The sequence below is a fragment of the Streptococcus sp. C300 genome (genome assembly GCF_000187645.1).
Taxonomy (GTDB): domain Bacteria; phylum Bacillota; class Bacilli; order Lactobacillales; family Streptococcaceae; genus Streptococcus; species Streptococcus oralis_CQ.
The window spans coordinates 138,927-163,133 of the sequence record NZ_GL732466.1 but is presented as its reverse complement, the minus strand read 5'-3'; the positions used below and the strand labels follow the sequence as shown (position 1 = coordinate 163,133).

Sequence of the window (24,207 nt, the reverse complement as noted above, 5' to 3'; positions counted from 1 at the left end):
AAGACTTCTCAGTTGAGGTTGTCCGAGTACCTGATGCCATGGACCCAGATGAGTATTTGCAAAAGAATTCTGCTGAAGACCTGGCTTACCTTTTAACCAAGACTCGGATTAGTCCTATAGAGTTCTATATTCACCAGCTAAAGCCTGAAAATAGTGATAACTTACAGGCGCAAATCGAATTCATTGAAAAGATTGCGCCCCTAATCGCCAAAGAAAAGTCTATCACTGCCCAGAATTCTTATATCCACATTCTGGCGGATAATCTACCTTCTTTTGATTACCAACAGGTGGAGCAGATAGTAAATGAAAGTCGCATTGTTCAGAGGCAGGAAAGAGTTAAAGAGGAGCAACCTCCAGCAGCGATTAGTTTGCCTGTAACGCGGCAACTGACAGCAGTCATGAGAGCAGAGGCGCATCTCCTCTATAGGATGGCTGAAAATCCAGTTGTGTTAAATGACTATCGATTAAGAGAAGATTTTTTCTTTGATACCCCAGAATTTCAGATTCTTTACGAATTATTAAGTGAGCAGGGAGAAATCGGCTCAGAGGAGCTTTCTCATCAGACACCTGAGGTTGAAAATGCTTGGTACCACGTGCTTAGTCTGGATTTGCCAGCTGAGATGTCGCCTCAAGAGCTAGCGGAGGTCGAAGCGACTCGAAACCGTGCCCTCCTCAGCAAGGACAACTTAAGAATTAAAAAGAAAGTGCAGGAAGCTAGTCATGTAGGAGATACAGACACAGCCTTGGAAGAATTGCAACGATTGATTTCCCAAAAGAGAAGAATGGAGTAATAATGGCAACAAAACAAAAAGAAGTAACCACATTTGATGTGCAAGTAGCAGACTTTATCCGTAACCACAAAAAAACAGGAACAGCAACAGATGACGAAATCAATTCAAGTCTGGTTATTCCTTTTACCCTCGATGCAGACGGCATTGAAGACCTTTTGCAACGGATTCAGGATGCTGGAATTTCTATCACAGATAATGAAGGAAATCCAAGTGCGCGTGTGCTTAGTGCAGAAGAAGAACCAGAACTCAGTGATGAGGACTTGATTGGCTCAACCTCTGCCAAGGTTAATGACCCAGTCCGTATGTATTTGAAGGAAATTGGGGTTGTTCCTCTCTTGACCAACGAAGAGGAAAAAGAATTGGCCTTAGCAGTTGAGGCTGGTGATATTGAAGCCAAACAACGTCTTGCAGAAGCCAACCTTCGTTTGGTGGTTTCGATTGCTAAGCGCTACGTAGGGCGTGGTATGCAATTTCTTGACTTGATTCAAGAAGGAAACATGGGCTTGATGAAGGCTGTTGACAAGTTTGACTATTCAAAAGGATTTAAGTTTTCAACTTACGCAACTTGGTGGATTCGTCAGGCAATCACTCGTGCCATTGCTGACCAGGCCCGCACTATCCGTATCCCTGTCCACATGGTTGAAACCATTAACAAGCTTGTCCGTGAACAGCGTAATCTCCTTCAAGAATTGGGGCAAGATCCAACACCTGAACAAATCGCTGAGCGTATGGATATGACACCTGACAAGGTTCGTGAAATCTTGAAAATCGCCCAAGAACCAGTATCACTTGAAACACCGATCGGTGAAGAGGACGATAGTCATCTTGGGGACTTTATTGAAGACGAAGTGATTGAAAATCCAGTAGACTACACAACTCGAATCGTTTTGCGCGAGCAGTTGGATGAAGTCTTGGATACTCTTACAGATCGTGAAGAAAACGTTCTGCGCTTGCGCTTCGGTTTGGACGATGGGAAAATGCGTACTCTTGAAGATGTTGGGAAAGTCTTTAACGTGACTCGTGAGCGTATCCGTCAGATCGAGGCCAAGGCTTTGAGAAAATTGCGTCAACCAAGTCGCAGCAAACCGCTTCGTGATTTTATTGAAGACTAAGAGTGAGGAATAACATGGCTTATACAGAAGAGCAAATTGAAACGATCAAAACACGCATTTTAAATGCCTTGGAAGAAGTCATCGACCCTGAGTTGGGGATTGATATTGTCAACCTAGGTTTGATTTATGAAATTCGTTTTGATGGTGAAACAGGTCACACTGAAATTGATATGACCTTGACAACTATGGGCTGCCCACTGGCTGACCTTTTGACAGACCAGATACATGATGCGATGACAGAAGTGCCTGAGGTAACCAATACCGAAGTTAAATTGGTCTGGTATCCAGCTTGGACGGTTGAAAAAATGAGCCGATACGCGCGTATCGCCCTAGGAATTAAATAAAGACTAAGAAAAATGCGAGAGACGATTGGAAAATAGGATAATTTTATCCTTTTTCCAATCGTCTCTTCTTTCTTTTGCTGATTTTCTGGAAATAAAATGGTATAATGGAAGGTATGGAAAACGAAAAATTGCGTATTAATATGCTAAGCTCAAGTGAAAAAGTAGCTGGTCAAGGAGTGTCAGGAGCTTATCGAGAATTGGTTAGTCTCCTTCACCGCGAAGCCAAAGACCAGTTGATTGTTACAGAGAATCTTCCTGTAGAAGCGGATGTAACTCACTTTCATACCATTGATTTCCCCTACTATTTATCTACTTTCCAAAAGAAACGCTCTGGGAGAAAAATTGGCTATGTGCATTTTTTGCCTGATACGCTTGAGGGGAGTTTGAAGATTCCATTTTTCCTAAAAGGAATTGTCAAACGCTATGTTTTTCCTTTTACAACCGAATGGAACACTTGGTGGTGGTCAATCCCATGTTTATCGAGGATTTAGTGGCTGCTGGTATTCCGCGTGAAAAAGTAACTTATATTCCAAATTTTGTAAACAAAGAAAAATGGCATCCATTACCAGCTGAACAAGTTGCTCAACTCCGGAAGGAAATGGATCTCGCGGAAGATCAGTTTGTCGTAATCGGTGCGGGTCAGGTTCAGAAACGTAAAGGAATTGATGATTTTATCCGTCTTGCTGAGGAATTGCCAGAAATTACCTTTATCTGGGCAGGTGGTTTTTCATTTGGTGGGATGACAGATGGTTATGAACGCTACAAGAAGATAATGGACAATCCACCCAAAAATCTTATTTTCCCTGGAATTGTGTCACCGGAACGGATGCGGGAACTTTACGCTATGGCGGATCTATTCTTGCTACCAAGTTACAATGAATTATTCCCTATGACTATCTTAGAGGCTGCTAGTTGCGAGGCTCCTATTATGTTAAGAGATTTGGATCTGTATAAGGTTATTCTTGATGGGAATTATCGTGCTACAAGTGATGTTTCCGAGATGAGAGAAGCAATCCTAGAATACAAGAATGACCCTGAAGCCTTAAAGGACTTGAAAGAAAAAGCTCGTGAGATTTCCAAAGAGTACTCTGAGGAGCATTTGTTGGAAATCTGGTTAAAATTTTATCGAGAACAGGCTGCTTTGGGCAAAAAGTGAGGTAATTTATGCGAATTGGTTTATTTACAGACACCTATTTCCCTCAAGTTTCCGGGGTTGCGACTAGTATACGGACCTTGAAAACTGAGCTTGAAAAGCAAGGACATGCAGTTTTTATCTTTACAACGACTGATAAAGACGTAAACCGATACGAAGATTGGCAAATTATTCGCATTCCGAGTGTCCCTTTCTTTGCGTTTAAGGATCGACGATTTGCCTACCGAGGTTTTACAAAGGCACTTGAAATTGCCAAGCAGTATCAACTCGATATTATTCATACCCAGACCGAATTTTCTCTTGGTTTGTTAGGGATTTGGATTGCTAGAGAATTGAAAATTCCAGTTATTCATACCTACCATACCCAGTATGAAGACTATGTGCATTACATTGCTAAGGGCATGCTAATTCGTCCGAGTATGGTAAAATATTTGGTGCGTGGCTTCCTTCATGATGTAGATGGCGTGATTTGCCCTAGTGAGATTGTTCGTGACCTTTTATCTAAATACAAAGTCAAGGTTGAAAAGCGGGTCATCCCAACTGGAATTGAGCTGGCTAAGTTTGAACGACCTGAGATCAAAGAGGAAAACTTGCAAGAACTTCGTTCGAAGTTAGGTATTCAGGAAGGCGAGAAAATGCTACTGAGCCTTTCTCGTATCTCCTTTGAAAAGAATATCCAAGCAGTCTTAGCTGCCTTTGCGCAGGTTTTGAAAGAAGAAGACAAGGTGAAGTTGGTTGTTGCTGGAGACGGACCTTATCTGGACAGTCTGAAAGAACAAGCAGGGAAATTAAACATACAAAAACATGTGATTTTTACAGGTATGATTGCTCCAAGTGAGACAGCCTTGTACTATAAAGCAGCTGATTTCTTTATTTCAGCCTCTACGAGTGAGACTCAGGGTTTAACCTATCTAGAAAGTCTAGCCAGTGGAACGCCTGTTATTGCTCATGGCAATCCCTATCTTGAAAATCTGATCAATGATAAAATGTTTGGGACCCTCTACTATGGAGAACGAGAGCTTGCAGGAGCTATCCTTGAAGCTTTGATCGCTACTCCTGATATGTCTGAACAAAAGTTAGCGGATAAGTTGTACGAGATTTCGGCTGAAAATTTTGGGAAACGAGTTCATGAGTTTTACCTTGATGCCATTATCTCAAATAACTTTGAACATGAGCTACATGATGGACAACCTGTCACTCAACGCTTCTTAAAAACGATTCTCTATCTACCTCAACAGGCTGTTACAAGCCCAGTAAAAGAATCCAAGCGTATTTTAAGAGCGTCTCGAAAACAATTGTCTAGCATCAGAGATTATTGGAGAGACGAATTCAAATAATAGAATAAGAGGAAGAAAAAATGAAAAAATTAATGAGAAGCGGAAAAGATCAAAAAATTGGTGGAGTATGCGCAGGAGTTGCTCATTATTTTGATATTGATCCAACAATTGTTCGTGTCATTTGGGCTGTTCTTGCATTTTGTTATGGGACAGGAGTCCTTGCTTATATCATTTTATGGTTGATTGCACCAGTTTCAACAGAATATTAAATTAAAATTATATAGAAAAAGGAGAAGTTATGGCTTTTGGAGATAACGGAAAACGTAAAAAAACTTTGTTTGAAAAGGTGACACTTGTTGTCGTGCTCATCATGTTGTTTGTAACCCTTGCTGGTATCTTTGCAACTGCGCTTGGAGCTTTTAGTAGATTCTAAGCAAGCTACGAGGATAGAAACAATAACTAATGACTGGGTTCTCCCCAGCCTTTTTAAAGTGAGAAGAAAATATGAGTATGTTTTTAGATACAGCCAAGATTAAGGTCAAGGCTGGTAATGGTGGCGATGGCATGGTTGCCTTTCGCCGTGAAAAATATGTCCCTAATGGCGGTCCTTGGGGTGGTGATGGTGGACGTGGAGGTAACGTTGTTTTCGTGGTAGACGAAGGTTTGCGTACCTTGATGGATTTCCGCTATAACCGTCATTTCAAGGCTGATTCCGGTGAAAAAGGAATGACAAAAGGAATGCACGGTCGTGGTGCAGAAGACCTTCGTGTTCGCGTACCACAGGGGACTACTGTACGTGATGCGGAAACAGGAAAAGTCATTACAGACTTGATTGAACATGGTCAAGAGTTTATCGTGGCTCATGGCGGTCGAGGTGGTCGTGGAAATATCCGTTTTGCCACTCCCAAAAATCCTGCACCTGAAATCTCTGAGAATGGAGAACCAGGTCAAGAACGTGAGTTGCAACTGGAATTGAAGATCCTAGCGGATGTTGGCTTGGTCGGTTTCCCATCTGTTGGAAAGTCAACTTTGCTTAGTGTCATCACTTCAGCTAAACCTAAAATCGGTGCTTACCACTTTACGACCATTGTCCCTAATTTGGGTATGGTTCGTACACAGTCAGGTGAATCTTTTGCAGTAGCAGACCTTCCAGGTTTGATTGAAGGGGCCAGTCAAGGGGTTGGTCTTGGAACCCAGTTTCTACGTCATATCGAACGCACTCGAGTTATCCTCCATGTCATCGATATGTCAGCTAGCGAAGGACGTGATCCTTATGAGGATTACCTTGCTATTAATAAGGAATTAGAATCCTATAACCTTCGTCTCATGGAACGTCCACAGATTATCGTAGCCAACAAGATGGATATGCCTGAAAGTCAGGAAAATCTTAAAACTTTCAAGGAAAAGTTGGCAGCAAACTACGACGAGTTTGAGGAACTTCCAGCCATCTTCCCAATTTCTGGATTGACCAAGCAAGGGTTGGCGACTCTTTTGGACGCGACAGCTGAATTGTTAGACAAGACTCCAGAATTCCCGATTTATGATGAATCCGATATGGAAGAAGAGGCTTACTATGGCTTTGACGAGGAAGAAAAGGCCTTTGAGATTAGTCGTGATGATGATGCGACATGGGTACTTTCTGGTGAAAAACTCATGAAACTCTTTAACATGACCAACTTTGACCGTGACGAATCGGTCATGAAGTTTGCCCGTCAGCTTCGTGGTATGGGTGTTGACGAAGCCCTTCGTGCACGTGGAGCCAAAGATGGTGATTTGGTTCGCATCGGTAAATTTGAGTTTGAATTTGTAGACTAGGAGATTGATATGGGAGATAAACCGATATCATTCCGAGATGCAGATGGAAATTTTGTTTCTGCAGCAGATGTGTGGAATGAAAAGAAACTAGAAGAATTATTTAATCGTCTCAATCCAAAACGTGCTCTTCGATTGGCACGTACAAAGAAAGAAGATACACAGTCAAAGAAATAAAAAATTCCCGTGATCTTTTGATCACGGGATTTGTTTTATTCACTAAAGAAAAATGGTGGTGCATATTTTTTAAGACTTTCAAAACAAGCTTGCGCTTTTGTAGCATCTTCACAGATAATCATGCAGACATCGTCTCCACAAAGGGTTGCAACGATATCTGGAAAGGCCAAGGAATCAATTACAGATCCAAATGATTGGGCTAAACCGGGTAAAGTTTTCAAAATAACCTGGTGTTGCACAGGACGCAACATAACAAGAGCATCTTCCATATAATTTTCAAGACGTTTTTCCCACTTGGAGATAGATCCTGTATTTAGCACATAGTAAGAATTATCCTCTTCGCGCACTTTTGAAAGGTTCATGGTTTTGATATCGCGTGATAAGGTAGCCTGAGTAACTTGGATATCATTTTCCGCTAACAAGGCTTGTAATTCAGCTTGAGTATGGATTTTGTTTTTTGAAACGAGGGCGCGGATAAGTTGGTGTCTGTGTTCTGATTTGTTCATAAAGTAAGTACTCCTTTTACAAGGTACAGTAGCGTGGACTGAACGAAAATGTCAGTCGGGGTGGTAGGCGGTATTGTCACGTATGATGATTTTAAAGTCAGTAGGATAAAGAACTAGATGGAGAGATTCTCCTTCTTTTAACTTGTCACTAGTTGCGTGCAGATAAACTGGGTAGCGATCCGTTTATCTACATTGATGTTCTTTAATGACAGTGAATCATTCAATTTGGGTAGCTTTTTGTCACGGCGTTTTGTGAATTTACTCTAAATGTAATTCACAGAGATTTCCAACATGTGGTGTAGTAGCGTGTATGATAAATGGTTACACATGTTGGTTAGAGGAAGTATCTTTTGTCCAAGTTCTATCTAGGGGCTTCTAAAATGCTTTTAGATGAACTGAATTTGATACAAAGTTTATGTTTGATTCGACTGTTCAAGTGGAAAACTTTGGTTATAGGAAGTTCAATGGTCAAATTCATTGACTTTTCCTTTGAATACTTCCATATTGAAAGTCTGGTAGATTATACCTTTTGACAAGGTAGGATAAGACTAGACTGTGCTAAATCAACAGTCAACTGATAGTCTGTATTATCTCGAATTGTAATCTCAAAGTCTGTGGTGTAGAGAACCAAACGGAGAGTATCTCCTTCTTTAAGTTTGTAGATAGTTGGTTGAAGCTCTAGCTGGAAGTCCATCCATTCATTTGGTTGGATTTCTTCAATCATCAAGAGATTGGTTCGATTTTGAAGATTAAGGTAGCCTTTGGTGATGACACGTTGGGCACTTGGGTTGAATGGCAGTTCACAGAGATTTTCTAACATGTGGTAACGACCATTATCAATGGTTCTAGCATTTAAAACAGCTGGATAAGGCTGCAGATATTTCTTTTGTCCAAGTTCTAACAGTTGGGCTGATAATAAGCCCTTGTTCGTACTCGATTTGACACGAAGTTTCAGCTCCACTCGCCCATTTAAGTGAATGTCTTGACTTACTGGAAGGTCAATGGTGATTTGATTGGCTTTTCCTTGGTAAAGTTCAGTGTTGAAGGTCTGGTAAGTCTTACCATAACGATCAAAATCTTTTTGATCATACTGGTTTTGAATCACTTTTTCATCATTACCAAGAGAGAAGGTATGCAGTTCATCCTGTTTGCCAAAGTTATCAAGACCTTGCCATTTTTGCGGTGCGATATTGTCCTGCCAGATGACAGTCGGAAGTTGATAGCCTGAGTCAAGTCCTAACAATTTCTTACTTAACAAGGCATTCATGGACTCGCGGAAGTCGATCGACTGCCAGTTGTTCATATAGACATGGGCACCATGATGGAAAAAGAGGTGCTTATTGATGTGGCTAGGAAGAGCATGAAACATCTGGTAAACATGAAGAGGTTTGACGTTCCAATCCTGGGAACCATGCGTAAAGACGACCTCAGCTTGAACCTTGTGAGCATTGAGCAGATAGTTGCGGTCATGCCAAAACTGATTGTAGTCACCAGTCTTGCGATCGAGTTTCTCTTTAACCTTTTCTAAGTCCGTTTGATGAGCTTCATTGCCACGAATATAGTCACCGCCTAAGAGATTGCGGGAGTAGGTCAATTCAGCAAGTGAGTCAAAATCCTCACCTGGATAACCACCTGGGCTGGTTACCAGACCATTTTCACGATAGTAGTTGTACCAAGAGGAAATACCTGCTTCTGCGATGATCACTTCCAAACCATCAACACCAGTGGTGGCGAGACCATTAGACATGGTACCTAGATAGGAAATACCTGTTGTTGCGACTTTGCCGTTTGACCAGTCAGCCTTGATTTGGCGCTTGCGCGTGTGGTCCGTGAAAGCACGACAACGACCATTGAGCCAATCAATGACATTTTTATAAGCTTCAATCTGCTGGTAGTCACCATTGGTCATGAGACCTTGAGAATCTTTGGTTCCAACACCTGATACATAGAGATTGGCAAATCCACGTGGGAGGAAGTAGTCATTGAGTGTATATGAGCTATTGATATGAGATAGCTTTTCTTCAGCTTCTGAGACGACTTCTGCTTGACCATGAGATTCGACTAAATTCAGCTTGGGCTCCTCAAGTTCAATGGTGTGGGGCGGTTTGACCTCAAGCACCCCTTCCATTTTGTAGAGAGCCTTGTCACTGGCTTTATCGTTGGTCCCTTGGTGGTAAGGGCTGGCAGTCATGACTGAAGGAATCTGTCCATCATAACGCGGGCGAATAATGCTGACCTTGACTAAGTCAGGGAGACCGTCGTTATCAGTATCCACACGACTCTCGACATACACGACTTCACGAATGACATCATGAGTAGAGAAGGTTGCCAAGCTCTTACCGTTAAAGTAGTGGTAGTGATTGTCTTCTGAAATGAGTCCATCACTAACAAGTTGATCAATGAGCGTATTTCCTTTTTTCGTTCTCGTATTGAGTAACTGATAAAGATTTTCAATGAGATCCCCATAAACAATAGGAAAACCAGTTTCTTTACGAAACTGTTCGGCATCCTCAAAGTCAACAAGATAGCTAAATCCTAAAAGTTGAAAAACTACTGTGTAGAAAATCTCCGCAGTTAACTCACGGTCTGACTGGAAAAAGGTTACTAAATCTGTTTCTTTATCCGCAGCCAAAGTCGATAAGGCATAATCCGTGTCAGAATAAGTGAAAAAACTCCAACAAATGAAGTCTTCAAACTGTCTTTTTAAGGACAGTTGGGGTGACAGCTTTAGACCAAGACCTTCTAATTCTGCAAATCGTTGAGAACTAGTGGTTGGTTGATAGCTGAATTGATTAAAACGCATGTTTCTCTCCTTTGAAAACAGACTGGATTTATTATATCAAAAAAGAGGGAAAAATGGAATAAATAAACTTAAATGAAATAAATTTCTTAAACCAGCATATCTATTTAGTAAGTTATTATAAAATGCTGAATAAATACCATAGAAGTAAGCCTTTTTCTAGAGAATTTTATATGTAAAACTGCATATAACTCCTATCTTTATTATTCTTCGTTTGGTATAAATATATCTAAATTTACATTTAAAACTATTATATAATATTAATTTTATATTTTCTTCCTTTGAAAAATGAAGAATTTAACAGTAAGAAGAGAAGAAGTTTGGAACTGATGATATTGAAAAGAAAGTGCAGAGTTGCTTCAATATCCAGCTTAAAATGGTATAATAGTAGTAAAACGAAAGCAAGGAGGAGAAGAAATGATTGCACAGCTCGACACCAAGACTGTTTATAGTTTTATGGAAAGTGTGGTTTCGATTGAAAAATACGTACAAATGGCTAAAGAATACGGCTATTCTCACCTTGCTATTATGGATGTGGATAATCTCTATGGAGCTTATCATTTTCTAGAAGCAACTCGTAAGCATGGCATTCGACCTTTAATTGGTCTAGAAATGACCTTGGTCAAAGATGAGGAAAATATTTCTCTTCGTTTTCTAGCCCTATCCACTAAAGGTTATCAAGAGTTGATGAAGTTATCCACTTTAAAAATGACTGGACGGAAAAAATGGTCTGACTTCACCTCCCACCTCGAAGATGTGGCTATTGTTGTTCCCTATTTTAATGGGGTCGAACAGCTGGATTTGGGGCATGATTATTTTATCGGTGTCAGTCCAGATACTCCTCAAGAAGTCTTTACTAGACCCATTCTTCCACTCTATCAAGTCAACTCTTTTGAAAAAGAAGACCTACAGGTTTTACAAATCTTGTCAGCAGTCAAGGACAATGTCAGCCTGAGAGAAGTAGATGTACATTCACAACAGGGGATTTTTTTACCTGCCTCAGATTTGGAAGCACAGTTTAAAAATCGCTTCCCTCAGGCCCTTGCCAATCTCCAAGGTCTGATAGAGAATGTAAGCTATCAAATCGACCCAAGTTTAAAACTTCCTCGCTTTAATCCTGAAAGACCAGCGGTCGAAGAACTTAGAGAGAGAGCTGAGCAAGGCTTGAGTGACAAGGGGCTAACCTCAGCTATTTATCATGAGCGACTGAATGAGGAATTGGCTGTGATTCATGATATGGGCTTTGACGACTATTTCCTTGTAGTTTGGGATTTGCTCCGTTTTGGACGTTCCCAAGGCTACTATATGGGAATGGGGCGTGGTTCTGCGGTTGGTAGTCTAGTAGCTTACTCACTGGATATTACAGGGATTGATCCGGTTGAAAAGAACTTGATTTTCGAGCGCTTTTTAAATCGTGAGCGCTACACCATGCCCGATATTGATATTGACATTCCTGATCTATATAGACCAGAATTCATTCGCTATGTTCGTGATCGCTATGGTAGTCAACACGTGGCGCAGATTGTCACTTATTCGACCTTTGGAGCAAAACAGGCAATTCGTGATGTTTTCAAACGTTATGGTGTCCCTGAGTACGAATTAACAAATATTACGAAAAAAATCAGTTTCCGAGATACGCTAACGACGGCCTATGAAAAGAATTTGCAATTTAGACAGGTCATCAATAGTAAGATCGAATATCAAAAAGCTTTTGAGATTGCTCGAAAGATTGAAGGGTATCCTCGTCAGACCTCTATCCATGCCGCTGGGGTCGTTATGAGTGACCAAGACCTGACAGACTATATCCCGCTCAAATACGGTGAGGATATGCTGATCACCCAGTATGATGCTCATGGTGTTGAAGCTAATGGCCTTTTAAAAATGGATTTCCTCGGTTTACGTAACCTGACTTTTGTCCAAAAAATGCAGGAATTATTGGCTGAGTCAGGAGGTATTCATCTGAGAATAGAGGATATTGATCTGGAAGACAAAGAAACTCTGGCTCTCTTTGCTGCTGGAAATACCAAGGGGATTTTCCAATTTGAACAACCTGGCGCCATTCGGCTCTTGAAACGAGTTCAGCCACAAGTCTTTGAAGAGGTAGTAGCCACAACCTCACTCAACAGACCAGGGGCAAGCGATTATATTGATAACTTTGTCGCTCGGAAGCACGGCAAAGAAAAGGTAACGGTGTTAGACCCTGCCTTGGAGGACATTCTGTCATCAACCTATGGCATTATGCTCTATCAAGAGCAAGTCATGCAGGTAGCTCAGCGTTTTGGAGGTTTCAGTCTTGGTAAAGCTGACATTCTCAGACGAGCCATGGGTAAGAAAAATGCTAAAGAGATGCATTTGATGAAGGAAGATTTTATCACAGGAGCTATGAAATTGGGGCATACAGAAGAAAAGGCCAACCAAGTTTTTGCAGTGATGGAAAAGTTTGCTGGCTATGGATTTAACAGATCCCACGCTTATGCATACTCAGCGCTGGCTTTCCAGCTTGCTTATTTCAAGACACACTATCCTGCTATTTTCTTTCAAGTTATGTTGAACTATTCTAGCAGTGATTACATTGTAGATGCATTACAGATGGGCTTTGAAGTAGCTCCCTTAGCAATCAACAGCATTCCCTATCATGATAAGATTTCTCAGAAGAAAATCTATCTTGGTCTAAAAGCCATTAAGGGAATGCCGAGAGATTTGTCTTACTGGATTATTGAAAATCGTCCTTTCTCAAGCATTGAAGATTTTATCACACGTCTTCCCAAGAATTACAAGAAATTGTCGCTTCTGACTTCTTTGGTTGAACTAGGGCTTTTTGATGAATTTGATAAGAACCGTCAGAAAATCTTAGTCAACCTCCCAAACTTATTTGTCTTTGTTGAGGAGTTGGGAGGTCTCTTTGCGGATACAAATTATAGTTGGACTGAAGCTGATGATTTTACGGAAGCAGAGAAATTTTACAAAGAGCAGGAACTGATTGGGGTAGGTATCAGTCCCCATCCTCTCCAAACTCTTGCCAAACAAGCCCTATATCCGACCACGCAAATCACTAATCTAACCGAGGGATCTCAGACAACTCTTCTAGTTGAAGTACAAAAAATAAAAGTGATTCGAACCAAGAAAGGCGAGAGTATGGCCTTTCTACAGGTTCACGACAGTAAGTCTAAACTGGATGTGACTGTATTTTCAGATCAGTATCGAAAATTCGCTTCCATCTTATCCGAGGGAAAATTCTACTATATCAATGGTAAAGTTCAATCCCGAGATGGTCGTCTGCAAATGATTGCACAAGATTTGAAAGAAGCAGTGGCGGAACGATTCTGGATTCAAGTTAAAAATCATGAATACGATAAAGAGATTTCAAATATTCTAGAACAATACAAAGGCCCAATCCCTGTCATTATCAGGTATGAAGAGGAACAAAAAACGGTTGTTTCTACTCAACATTTTGTAAAAAAAGATTCTGCTCTAGAGGAAAAATTAGAGGGAATTGCAATGAAAACGATTTATCGCTAAAAATACGGAAAATAGAAGAATTTTCCAATTAAATGTGATATAATCAGTAAGAATGTTAAAAGAAAAAGGAGCATAACCAAATGAAACGTATTGCTGTTTTGACCAGTGGTGGAGACGCCCCTGGTATGAATGCTGCCATCCGTGCGGTAGTTCGCCAAGCAATCTCAGAAGGAATGGAAGTTTTTGGTATCTATGATGGATATGCAGGTATGGTTGCCGGTGAAATTTATCCACTTGATGCTGCTTCAGTAGGAGACATCATTTCACGTGGTGGTACTTTCCTTCACTCTGCTCGTTACCCTGAGTTTGCACAACTTGAAGGCCAACTTAAAGGGATTGAGCAATTGAAAAAACACGGTATCGAAGGAGTCGTAGTTATCGGTGGTGACGGTTCTTATCACGGAGCTATGCGCTTGACTGAGCATGGATTCCCTGCTATCGGACTTCCAGGAACTATTGATAACGATATCGTAGGTACTGATTTCACAATTGGATTTGATACTGCAGTTACGACTGCAATGGATGCGATTGATAAGATTCGTGATACATCATCAAGTCACCGTCGTACTTTCGTTGTTGAAGTAATGGGACGTAACGCTGGTGATATCGCTCTTTGGGCTGGTATCGCAACTGGTGCTGATGAAATTATCATCCCTGAGGAAGGCTTCAAGATGGAAGATATCGTAGCTAGTATCAAAGCTGGTTATGAGCACGGTAAAAAACACAACATTATCGTTTTGGCAGAAGGTGTTATGTCAGCAGCTGAATTTGGTCAAAAACTAAAAGAAGCAGGAGACACTAGTGACCTTCGTGTAACAGAACTTGGTCACATCCAACGTGGTGGATCACCAACTGCGCGTGACCGTGTATTGGCATCACGTATGGGGGCACACGCTGTTAAACTCCTTAAACAAGGAATCGGTGGTGTCGCTGTTGGTATCCGTAACGAAAAAATGGTTGAGAATCCAATCCTTGGTACAGCAGAAGAAGGAGCTTTGTTTAGCTTAACTGCAGAAGGTAAGATTATTGTTAACAACCCTCATAAAGCTGATCTTGAACTTTCTGCTTTGAACAAGAGCTTGTCCTAATCAACTTTCATTAATTTGGTAACATGACCATAAAAGGTCGAATTATATAAAGGAGTCACAAAAATCATGAACAAACGTGTAAAAATCGTTGCAACTTTAGGTCCTGCGGTTGAAATCCGTGGTGGTAAAAAATTCGGTGAAGACGGATACTGGGGTGAAAAACTTGACGTTGAAGCTTCAGCTCAAAATATTGCTAAATTGATTGAAGCAGGAGCAAACACTTTCCGTTTCAACTTCTCACACGGTGACCACCAAGAACAAGGTGAGCGTATGGCAACTGTTAAACTTGCCGAAAAACTTGCAGGTAAAAAAGTTGGTTTCCTTCTTGATACTAAAGGACCTGAAATCCGTACAGAATTGTTTGAAGGTGACGCAAAAGAGTACTCTTACAAAACTGGTGAAAAAATCCGTGTTGCAACTAAACAAGGAATCAAATCAACTCGTGAAGTGATTGCTTTGAACGTTGCTGGTGCTCTTGATATCTACGATGATGTTGAAGTTGGTCGTCAAGTATTGGTTGACGATGGTAAATTGGGTCTTCGCGTTGTTGCAAAAGACGATGCAACTCGTGAGTTTGAAGTTGAAGTTGAAAACGACGGAATTATCGCTAAACAAAAAGGTGTAAACATCCCTAACACTAAAATTCCTTTCCCAGCTCTTGCTGAACGTGATAACGATGATATCCGTTTCGGTTTGGAACAAGGTATCAACTTCATCGCGATTTCATTTGTACGTACTGCGAAAGACGTTAACGAAGTTCGTGCAATCTGTGAAGAAACTGGTAATGGTCACGTTCAATTGTTTGCGAAAATCGAAAACCAACAAGGTATTGACAACTTGGATGAAATCATTGAAGCTGCTGACGGTATCATGATCGCCCGTGGTGACATGGGTATTGAAGTACCATTCGAAATGGTTCCAGTTTACCAAAAAATGATTATTACAAAAGTAAATGCAGCTGGTAAAGTCGCTATCACAGCAACAAACATGCTTGAAACTATGACTGAAAAACCACGTGCAACGCGTTCAGAAGTATCAGATGTGTTTAACGCTGTTATCGACGGAACCGACGCTACAATGCTTTCAGGTGAGTCTGCAAATGGTAAATATCCACTTGAGTCTGTTCGTACAATGGCAACAATTGACAAGAATGCTCAAACTCTTTTAAAAGAATACGGTCGCTTGTCATCTGTTAACTTGTCACGTAATTCTAAGACTGAGGTTATGGCTTCAGCTGTTAAGGATGCGACAAATTCTATGAATATCAAGTTGGTGGTTACTCTTACTAAGACAGGTCACACTGCTCGTTTGATTTCTAAATACCGTCCAGATGCTGATATCTTGGCAATCACTTTCGATGAATTGACTGAGCGTGGTTTGATGCTTAACTGGGGAGTTATTCCAGTAACCACTGATCGCCCATCAAACACTGATGATATGTTTGATCTCGCTGAAAGAATTGCAGTTGAGCAAGGTTTGGTAGAATCTGGTGATGATATTGTTATCGTTGCAGGTGTACCACTTGGCGAAGCTGTTCGTACAAACACAATGCGCATCCGCACTGTACGTTAATCTAACATTAAGACTTATCATTTCAAGCTGAAAAGCTTGAGTGATAGGTCTTTTTTTATCAAAATGAGATGGTATTTAGTAAATAGGAATGGGAAAAAACTGAAAATTATGATATAATAGAACGAAAAGACCTTTTTAGTAAATTTTGAAAGAGTAAAACATGAGAAAAATTGTCATCAATGGTGGACGTCCATTGCAAGGTGAGATCACCATTAGTGGTGCTAAAAATAGTGTTGTAGCGCTTATTCCAGCTATTATCTTATCAGATGATATTGTCACTTTAGATTGTGTTCCAGATATTTCAGACGTTGCTAGTCTTGTCGAAATTATGGAGATTATGGGGGCGACTGTTAAGCGTTATGATGATGTCTTGGAGATTGATCCAAGAGGTGTTCAAAACATTCCTATGCCTTATGGCAAGATTAATAGCTTGCGTGCTTCTTATTATTTCTACGGAAGTCTTTTAGGTCGCTTTGGTGAAGCTACAGTTGGACTTCCTGGTGGATGTGATCTGGGACCTCGTCCGATTGACCTTCACTTAAAAGCCTTTGAAGCCATGGGTGCTAAGGTCAGCTATGAGGGAGATAATATGAATTTATCTGCCCAAGGTAAGGGGCTTCATGGCGCAAGTATTTACATGGATACCGTCAGCGTTGGAGCAACGATTAACACGATGATTGCTGCGGTTAAAGCTAAGGGGCGTACTGTCATTGAAAATGCGGCTCGTGAACCGGAAATTATCGATGTTGCTACCCTTTTGAACAACATGGGGGCCCATATTCGTGGTGCAGGAACTGATATTATCATTATTGATGGTGTCGAGAAACTTCATGGAACGCGTCATCAGGTTATTCCAGACCGTATCGAAGCTGGAACCTATATTTCACTTGCTGCGGCGGTAGGAAAAGGAATTCGCATTAACAACGTTCTCTATGAACATTTAGAAGGCTTTATCGCCAAACTAGAGGAAATGGGCGTTCGTATGACGGTCTCAGAAGACAGTATCTTCGTTGAAGAACAGTCTGATTTGAAGGCCATCAATATCAAAACAGCTCCCTATCCAGGGTTCGCAACCGATTTGCAACAGCCTATCACGCCACTTTTACTAACTGCCCAAGGTCGTGGAACTATTATTGATACGATTTATGAGAAACGTGTTAATCATGTCTTTGAGTTAGCAAAAATGGATGCGGATATTACGACTACAAACGATCACATTATTTACAACGGTGGTCGTAACTTACACGGGGCAAGTGTAAAAGCTACAGACTTGCGAGCTGGTGCTGCACTTGTCATCGCCGGCTTGATGGCTCAAGGCCAGACTGAAATTACGAATATTGAGTTTATCCTTCGTGGCTACTCAGATATTATTGAAAAATTGCGTAGTCTTGGAGCGGATATTACACTCGTTGAAGACTAAGCCGTTGAGGTGATTATGAATATTTGGACCAAATTAGCAATGTTTTCTTTTTTTGAAACGGAGCGCTTGTATTTGCGTCCTTTCTTTTTTAGTGACAGTCAAGCGTTTTTCGAGATTGCTTCAAACCCTGAGAATTTACAGTTTATTTTTCCCAGTCAAGCAAGTTTGGAAGAAAGTCAGTACGCCCTTGCTAACTATTTTATGAAGAATCCTCTGGGTGTTTGGGCAATTTGTCTCCAAGGAAATCAGGAAATGATTGGCTCCATTAAATTTGAAAAAATCGATGAAATCAAAAAAGAAGCAGAAATTGGTTACTTCCTAAAAAAAGATTCTTGGTCACAAGGTTTTATGACTGAAGTGGTTACCAAGCTATGTCAGCTTTCATTTGAAGAATTTGGTTTAAAACAATTATCCATCATCACTCATTTGGAGAATCAAGCTAGTCAAAAAGTAGCCTTAAAATCGGGCTTTAGCCTCGTCCGACAGTTTAAGGGGAGCGATCGCTATACACGAAAAATGAGGGACTATCTTGAATTTCGATACATAAAAGGAGAATTCAATGAGTAAACACCAGGAAATTTTGTCCTATCTGGAAGAGTTGCCAATTGGGAAGAGAGTTAGTGTTCGCAGTATTTCCAATCACCTAGGTGTTAGTGACGGAACAGCCTACCGAGCTATCAAAGAAGCTGAAAATCGTGGCATTGTTGAAACTCGGCCACGTAGTGGAACCATACGGGTCAAGTCCCAAAAAGTGGCTATTGAGAGGCTAACCTATGCTGAAATTGCTGAAGTCACCTCATCTGAAGTTTTAGCTGGTCAGGAAGGGTTGGAGAGAGAGTTTAGCAAATTCTCCATTGGGGCTATGACAGAGCAAAATATCCTGTCTTATCTCCATGATGGCGGTCTTTTGATTGTAGGTGACCGTACTCGTATTCAACTTTTAGCCTTGGAAAATGAAAATGCAGTCCTTGTAACAGGTGGTTTTCATGTCCAAGATGATGTTCTTGAGTTGGCTAATAAAAAAGGGATTCCAGTTCTGAGGAGTAAACATGACACTTTTACAGTAGCGACCATGATTAACAAAGCCCTCTCAAATGTTCAAATCAAAACCGATATTCTGACAGTCGAAAAGCTCTATCGTCCCAGTCATGAGTATGGTTTTTTGAGAGAAACGGATACAGTCAAAGACTATCTAGACTTGGTCCGTAAGAACAGAAGTAGCCGTTTCCCAGTTATTAACCAACACCAAGTGGTTGTTGGGGTTGTTACCATGCGTGATGCGGGAGATAAGTCACCCAGCACAACGATTGACAAGGTGATGACGCGGAGCATCTTCGTAACAGGCTTAGCGACTAATATTGCCAATGTCAGTCAACGAATGATTGCAGAAGATTTTGAGATGGTTCCCGTTGTCAGAAGTAACCAAACCTTGCTCGGTGTCGTAACACGACGAGATGTCATGGAAAAGATGAGCCGTTCCCAAGTTTCTGCTTTGCCGACCTTCTCAGAGCAAATCGGGCAAAAACTCTCTTATCATCATGATGAAGTCGTTATTACTGTTGAGCCCTTCATGTTGGAGAAAAATGGTGTCCTTGCTAATGGAGTCTTGGCTGAAATCCTCAACCATATGACCCAAGACCTCGTTGTCAATAGCGGACGTAATCTCATCATTGAGCAGATGTTGATTTATTTCTTGCAGGCTGTGCAGATAGATGATACTTTGCGGATTCAGGCTCGTATTATTCACCACACGAGACGCTCAGCTATTATTGATTATGATATTTATCATGGTCATCAGATTGTTTCAAAAGCAAATGTTACGGTTAAAATTAATTAGAATCTAGGAGAAAAAATGATAACTTTAAAATCAGCACGTGAAATCGAAGCCATGGACAAGGCTGGTGATTTCCTAGCAAGTATCCATATCGGCTTACGTGATTTGATTAAGCCAGGCGTGGATATGTGGGAAGTTGAAGAGTACGTTCGACGACGTTGTAAAGAGGAGAATTTCCTTCCTTTACAGATTGGTGTGGATGGTGCAGTCATGGATTACCCCTATGCCACTTGTTGCTCTCTCAACGACGAAGTAGCTCACGCTTTTCCACGTCATTACATCTTGAAAGAGGGCGATTTGCTCAAGGTTGACATGGTATTGGGTGGTCCGATTGCCAAATCCGACCTCAATGTATCTAAACTCAACTTCAACAATGTTGAGCAAATGAAAAAATACACCCAAAGTTATACTGGTGGTTTAGCTGACTCATGTTGGGCTTATGCGGTTGGTACACCGTCTGAAGAAGTGAAAAACCTGATGGACGTGACCAAGGAAGCTATGTATAAAGGGATTGAGCAAGCAGTTGTTGGCAATCGTATCGGTGATATCGGTGCAGCCATTCAAGAATACGCTGAAAGTCGCGGTTACGGTGTCGTTCGTGATTTGGTTGGTCATGGTGTTGGTCCAACTATGCACGAGGAGCCAATGGTTCCTAACTACGGTATTGCAGGGCGTGGACTCCGTCTCCGTGAAGGAATGGTACTAACTATTGAACCCATGATCAATACTGGTGACTGGGAAATTGATACAGATATGAAGACTGGCTGGGCTCATAAGACTATAGATGGCGGCCTGTCTTGCCAATATGAACACCAGTTCGTGATTACCAAAGACGGTCCAGTTATCTTGACTAGTCAAGGTGAAGAAGGAACGTATTAAAAAAAGGAGCTTAGCTCCTTTTTTTGTGTCAAATTTTATCAAAATAAATAAGCGTAGCAGACTTCTTACAAATTTATTCTTTTGTAGTAAAATAGGATTAGAATTTTGAGAAAGTAGGTAATTCGTTGGAGTCGATTATATTTCTAGTATCCGTTTTTTTAGCTGGTATCCTGTCCTTCTTTTCACCCTGCATCTTTCCTTTGCTACCTGTCTATGCTGGTATTTTACTGGATGATCAGGGAAATTCGAAAAGCTTTCGCTTTTTTGGAAGAGACGTTGCATGGTCTGGTTTAATTCGAACCTTGTGCTTTATTGCAGGAATCTCCCTTATTTTCTTTATTTTAGGATTTGGAGCTGGATTCCTAGGGCACATGCTCTATGCAGACTGGTTTCGTTATGCTATGGGAATAGTCATTATTCTTTTAGGGCTTCACCAGATGGAAATCTTGCATTTCAATAAACTGGAGATTCAAAAGACAGTCACCTTCAAACAATCCAAGTCTAATCACTATCTGTCAGCCTTTTTACTTGGGATAACCTTTAGTTTTGGTTGGACCCCTTGTATCGGACCGGTTTTAAGTTCGGTCTTGGCTCTTGCAGCTTCAGGAGGCAATGGTGCTTGGCAAGGAGCCGTGTTAACATTAGTATATACATTGGGAATGGCCCTTCCTTTCATTGTTTTGGCCTTGGCTTCGGGCTGGATCATGCCCTATTTTAGTAAATTAAAACCCCATATGATCCTACTAAAAAAAATCGGGGGAGCTTTGATTATTTTGATGGGATTATTATTAATGCTAGGGCAGTTAAATGCCTTGTCAGGAATTCTTGGATAAAAGGAGAAAAATATGAAAAAAGTTATTTTTGCTGGATTGAGCCTCATGTCTCTATTTTTGTTGATTGCTTGTGGTGAAAAAGAAACCAAACAGACAAGCAGTCCAAAACAACCTGCTGTACAACAAATCGCAGTCGGTAAGGATGCTCCAGACTTCACCTTGCAGTCTATGGATGGCAAAGAAGTGAAGTTATCAGACTATAAAGGGAAAAAGGTTTATTTGAAATTCTGGGCTTCTTGGTGTGGACCATGTAAAAAAAGCATGCCTGAGTTGATGGAACTAGCTGCCAAACAAGATCGAGACTTTGAAATCTTGAGTGTCATTGCACCTGGTCTCCAAGGTGAAAAAACAGTTCAAGACTTTCCAAAATGGTACCAAGAACAAGGCTACAAGGATATTCCAGTTCTATATGATACGCAAGCAACTACCTTCCAAGCCTACCAAATTCGTAGTATTCCAACGGAATACTTGATTGACAGTCAGGGTAAAATCGGAAAAATTCAATTTGGTGCTATTAGCAATGCTGATGCAGAAGCGACTTTTAAAGAAATGAAATAAAGAAAAAATCGCGATTGTTCGCGATTTTTTTTATAGTTTTTCATTGATAAAGCGGATAAATTGATTCCACCAAACCTTCAAAAAGAAGGCTTTTTCTACTTTCTTTTCAGAAACCATTTCAAAAGATGGTTTGTCGGAAGTGAGATAGCCCTGACCGACCAAATCCTGATCATCATAGGTTAGAGTACCAACAACCTTGCCTTCTTCCAATGGAGCCATTTCTGATGTTGATTTCGGTGTGAATTGGAGAGTAGGTGTAGTACCGCTTCCGATGCGTTGGACGATGGAAATGTCTGACTTAGCGACAGCTGTCACATTATCTTCTTTACCATCAAGAACTGTTACTTTACTATCGTTGTATGTTTCACCTTTCTGAACGACAGTTTTTAAGGCAAAATTTGCAGAAATATAATCTAAAAGTGCAGAAGTAGCAGTAAAACGTGCATAAAGGTTGGTATCTTGTTGATCTGCATTCAAAACAACCGTAATAATACGCATCCCTTTCTCAACAGTTGTTCCAACGAATGAAGCGCCAGCTTTATCAGTAGTACCTGTCTTTAGTCCATCAATACCACCACGATAGGCTGGCATTCCCTCCAACATATAGTTGGTTGAGTGGATTTCAAGTCCTGCAAAGGTAGAAGTTGGCTTTTTGGTGATTTCCAAAACTTGAGGATAATCTCGGATGAGGTTACGAGCGACGATCGCAACATCGTAGGCACTCAACTTGTTTTCATCGTCTTTTTTAGAACCAGGATAGATATTATCACCAAGGGTCTCATTATTTAAACCAGTTGTGTTTACAATAGTTGCATCTTGAATTCCCCATTCAAGAAGTTTAGCCCTCATTTTGTCTACAAAGTCTTTCTCAGAACCAGCAATCTTTTCTGCTAGCGCAATCGCAGCACTGTTTGCACTGGATACCATTGTAGCCTCTAATAGTTGTTCAACAGTATAATTTCGAGCTTCCATAGGGACGTTACTGGCCTCAGAATTAGTTGTAAGTTTGTAAGGATAGTCCGAAATATCAACAGGTGTAGATAGGCTGATAGTTCCTTGTTCCAGAGCTTCATAGACCAAATAAACTGTAACCAGTTTGGTAATAGAAGCAATTTCTACAGGCTGATTTGCATCTTTTTCATAGAGGATTTTTCCAGTTGTAGCCTCGACAGCAATGGCATGTTTAGCAGCAACATCAAACTCCTGAGCAGAAACAGTAGAAGCTGTTCCAAAAACAAAAAGTGTCATAAAAGATAAAATTATTTTTTTCATATTAGCTTTATTTTATCATAAAGAAAAAAAATATTCTCGCTTTTTTACTAAAGCCATCTTATCTTTTTAAGAAATGTGGTAAAATAGAGAGAAGGAGGATACCTATGTTCCGTAGAAACAAATTATTTTTTTGGACAGCTGAAATTTTATTATTAACACTGATTTTCTATCTTTGGAGAGAAATGGGAGCTATCATTACTCCCTTCGTGACGGTTGTGAATACCATCATGATTCCATTTTTGCTTGGTGGATTTTTTTACTACATTACAAATCCCATCGTTACTTTCTTAGAAAAGAGATGTAAAATCAATCGTCTAATTGGTGTCTTGGTCACTCTTTGTGCCTTAATTGGTGCTATCGTTGTAGGGGTCGTTTATCTCTTGCCGATTTTGATTAATCAGTTGACCAGCTTGATTATTTCTAGTCAAAACATCTATAGTAGACTACAAGATTTGATCATCGATTTGTCCATGAATCCAGTCTTCCAAAATATTGATATTCAACAAACAATTCAACAACTGAATCTCTCCTATGTGGATATCCTCCAGAATATCCTTAATAGCGTCAGCAACAGTTTAGGAAGCGTTCTTTCAGCCTTGTTTAGTACGGTTCTGATTCTCATTATGACCCCTGTATTCTTGATTTATTTCTTGTTGGATGGTCATAAGTTGCTACCAATGTTGGAACGTACCGTCTTAAAACATGACAAATTGAATCTTTCTAGCCTTTTAACCAATCTCAATACAACTATAGCGCGCTATATCAGTGGAATTGCGATTGATGCGATTATTATTGGATGTTTAGCCTATATTGGCTATAGCGTTATCGGATTAAAGTACGCCCTAGTTTTTGCTATTTTCTCTGGAATCGCAAATTTGATTCCTTATGTTGGTCCAAGTATTGGCTTGATTCCAATGGTGATTGCCAATGTGTTCACGGATCCTCATCGTATGTTGATTGCGGTTGCTTATATGCTCATTATTCAGCAGATTGATGGAAATGTTCTCTATCCACGCATCGTTGGAGGAGTTATGAAAGTGCATCCGATTACGATCTTGGTGCTCCTTTTACTGTCAAGTAATATCTACGGTGTCATAGGGATGGTCGTAGCAGTACCTACTTACTCCATTTTTAAAGAAATTACTAAGTTCCTAGCGAAATTATATGAAAACCATAAAGAAGCTAAGGAACTGGAAAAAACAGAATCAAATTAAAATCAGGGAAACCTGATTTTTTTGATGAAAAGACTATCGCCCAAAC

At 40.6% G+C, this 24,207-nt stretch carries 20 protein-coding genes and 2 pseudogenes; 19 read left to right on the top strand and 3 right to left on the bottom strand.

Going from position 1 to position 24,207, the window contains the following annotated elements:
- The 9 genes and pseudogenes from HMPREF0849_RS00810 to HMPREF0849_RS00770 all read left to right on the top strand — a co-directional run.
- Positions 1-791, top strand: a pseudogene (locus tag HMPREF0849_RS00810) (DNA primase); the annotation flags it as partial.
- Positions 792-793: 2 nt separating this feature from the next.
- On the top strand, positions 794-1,903 hold the full coding sequence (gene rpoD / locus HMPREF0849_RS00805; RefSeq protein WP_000201892.1) for an RNA polymerase sigma factor RpoD: 1,110 nt from the start codon (positions 794-796) through the stop codon (positions 1,901-1,903).
- A 14-nt stretch (positions 1,904-1,917) separates the two neighbouring features.
- Positions 1,918-2,247: a metal-sulfur cluster assembly factor gene (locus HMPREF0849_RS00800; RefSeq protein ID WP_000331932.1), complete on the top strand. Its 330-nt coding sequence runs from the start codon at positions 1,918-1,920 to the stop codon at positions 2,245-2,247.
- 113 nt (positions 2,248-2,360) lie between these two features.
- A pseudogene (locus HMPREF0849_RS00795) lies at positions 2,361-3,403 on the top strand (glycosyltransferase family 4 protein).
- An 8-nt stretch (positions 3,404-3,411) separates the two neighbouring features.
- Positions 3,412-4,737, top strand: a complete 1,326-nt coding sequence (locus HMPREF0849_RS00790; RefSeq protein WP_001219461.1) for a glycosyltransferase family 4 protein — start codon at positions 3,412-3,414, stop codon at positions 4,735-4,737.
- Positions 4,738-4,757: 20 nt separating this feature from the next.
- Positions 4,758-4,946, top strand: coding sequence for a PspC domain-containing protein (locus HMPREF0849_RS00785; protein WP_000735790.1), 189 nt, complete (start codon positions 4,758-4,760; stop codon positions 4,944-4,946).
- Between the two features lie 29 nt (positions 4,947-4,975).
- A complete protein-coding gene (locus HMPREF0849_RS00780) occupies positions 4,976-5,110 on the top strand; it encodes a DUF4044 domain-containing protein (protein ID WP_000863851.1) in 135 nt (44 codons plus the stop codon).
- 71 nt (positions 5,111-5,181) lie between these two features.
- Complete coding sequence (obgE, locus tag HMPREF0849_RS00775) at positions 5,182-6,492, top strand: GTPase ObgE (RefSeq protein WP_000061637.1); 1,311 nt, start codon at positions 5,182-5,184, stop codon at positions 6,490-6,492.
- A 9-nt stretch (positions 6,493-6,501) separates the two neighbouring features.
- Positions 6,502-6,666, top strand: a complete 165-nt coding sequence (locus HMPREF0849_RS00770) for a hypothetical protein (protein WP_000502576.1) — start codon at positions 6,502-6,504, stop codon at positions 6,664-6,666.
- 35 nt (positions 6,667-6,701) lie between these two features.
- Here the strand turns inward: HMPREF0849_RS00770 and HMPREF0849_RS00765 are convergent, their stop codons facing one another.
- Positions 6,702-7,172 (bottom strand): arginine repressor, encoded by a 471-nt coding sequence (locus tag HMPREF0849_RS00765; protein WP_001043018.1) that lies wholly within the window; start codon positions 7,170-7,172, stop codon positions 6,702-6,704.
- Positions 7,173-7,692: 520 nt separating this feature from the next.
- Positions 7,693-9,975, bottom strand: a complete 2,283-nt coding sequence (locus HMPREF0849_RS00755) for a Xaa-Pro dipeptidyl-peptidase (RefSeq protein ID WP_001212015.1) — start codon at positions 9,973-9,975, stop codon at positions 7,693-7,695.
- Between the two features lie 414 nt (positions 9,976-10,389).
- Here HMPREF0849_RS00755 and HMPREF0849_RS00750 point away from each other — a divergent pair, with 414 nt between their 5' ends.
- The 9 genes from HMPREF0849_RS00750 (at position 10,390) to sdbB (ending at position 21,675) form a co-directional block, all read left to right on the top strand.
- Entirely contained in the window at positions 10,390-13,491 is a 3,102-nt protein-coding gene (locus tag HMPREF0849_RS00750; RefSeq protein WP_000561554.1) for a DNA polymerase III subunit alpha, read from the top strand.
- Positions 13,492-13,571: 80 nt separating this feature from the next.
- Positions 13,572-14,579 carry a 6-phosphofructokinase gene (gene pfkA, locus HMPREF0849_RS00745; protein ID WP_000820882.1) on the top strand — a complete coding sequence of 336 codons (1,008 nt, stop codon included), beginning with the start codon at positions 13,572-13,574 and terminating at the stop codon, positions 14,577-14,579.
- Between the two features lie 66 nt (positions 14,580-14,645).
- Positions 14,646-16,151, top strand: coding sequence for a pyruvate kinase (pyk, locus tag HMPREF0849_RS00740; protein ID WP_001042829.1), 1,506 nt, complete (start codon positions 14,646-14,648; stop codon positions 16,149-16,151).
- A 160-nt stretch (positions 16,152-16,311) separates the two neighbouring features.
- Positions 16,312-17,571 (top strand): UDP-N-acetylglucosamine 1-carboxyvinyltransferase, encoded by a 1,260-nt coding sequence (locus HMPREF0849_RS00735; protein WP_001227107.1) that lies wholly within the window; start codon positions 16,312-16,314, stop codon positions 17,569-17,571.
- Between the two features lie 15 nt (positions 17,572-17,586).
- Positions 17,587-18,138, top strand: a complete 552-nt coding sequence (locus HMPREF0849_RS00730; RefSeq protein WP_001028745.1) for a GNAT family N-acetyltransferase — start codon at positions 17,587-17,589, stop codon at positions 18,136-18,138.
- Complete coding sequence (gene spxR, locus HMPREF0849_RS00725) at positions 18,131-19,408, top strand: CBS-HotDog domain-containing transcription factor SpxR (protein ID WP_000033809.1); 1,278 nt, start codon at positions 18,131-18,133, stop codon at positions 19,406-19,408. Before HMPREF0849_RS00730 ends, spxR begins: the two co-directional genes overlap by 8 nt.
- 15 nt (positions 19,409-19,423) lie before the next feature.
- On the top strand, positions 19,424-20,284 hold the full coding sequence (locus tag HMPREF0849_RS00720) for a methionyl aminopeptidase (protein ID WP_000631561.1): 861 nt from the start codon (positions 19,424-19,426) through the stop codon (positions 20,282-20,284).
- Between the two features lie 125 nt (positions 20,285-20,409).
- Positions 20,410-21,117, top strand: coding sequence for a thiol-disulfide oxidoreductase-associated membrane protein CcdA2 (gene ccdA2, locus HMPREF0849_RS00715; protein ID WP_000443810.1), 708 nt, complete (start codon positions 20,410-20,412; stop codon positions 21,115-21,117).
- Between the two features lie 12 nt (positions 21,118-21,129).
- Positions 21,130-21,675, top strand: a complete 546-nt coding sequence (gene sdbB, locus HMPREF0849_RS00710; protein WP_000755592.1) for a thiol-disulfide oxidoreductase-associated lipoprotein SdbB — start codon at positions 21,130-21,132, stop codon at positions 21,673-21,675.
- A 30-nt stretch (positions 21,676-21,705) separates the two neighbouring features.
- Here sdbB and pbp3 read toward each other — a convergent pair whose 3' ends face one another.
- Complete coding sequence (gene pbp3 / locus HMPREF0849_RS00705; protein WP_009013471.1) at positions 21,706-22,947, bottom strand: D-alanyl-D-alanine carboxypeptidase PBP3; 1,242 nt, start codon at positions 22,945-22,947, stop codon at positions 21,706-21,708.
- A 104-nt stretch (positions 22,948-23,051) separates the two neighbouring features.
- On the opposite strand from pbp3, the gene HMPREF0849_RS00700 reads away from it, so the two are divergent.
- Positions 23,052-24,161 (top strand): AI-2E family transporter, encoded by a 1,110-nt coding sequence (locus HMPREF0849_RS00700; protein WP_000489821.1) that lies wholly within the window; start codon positions 23,052-23,054, stop codon positions 24,159-24,161.
- Positions 24,162-24,207: the final 46 nt, after the last annotated feature.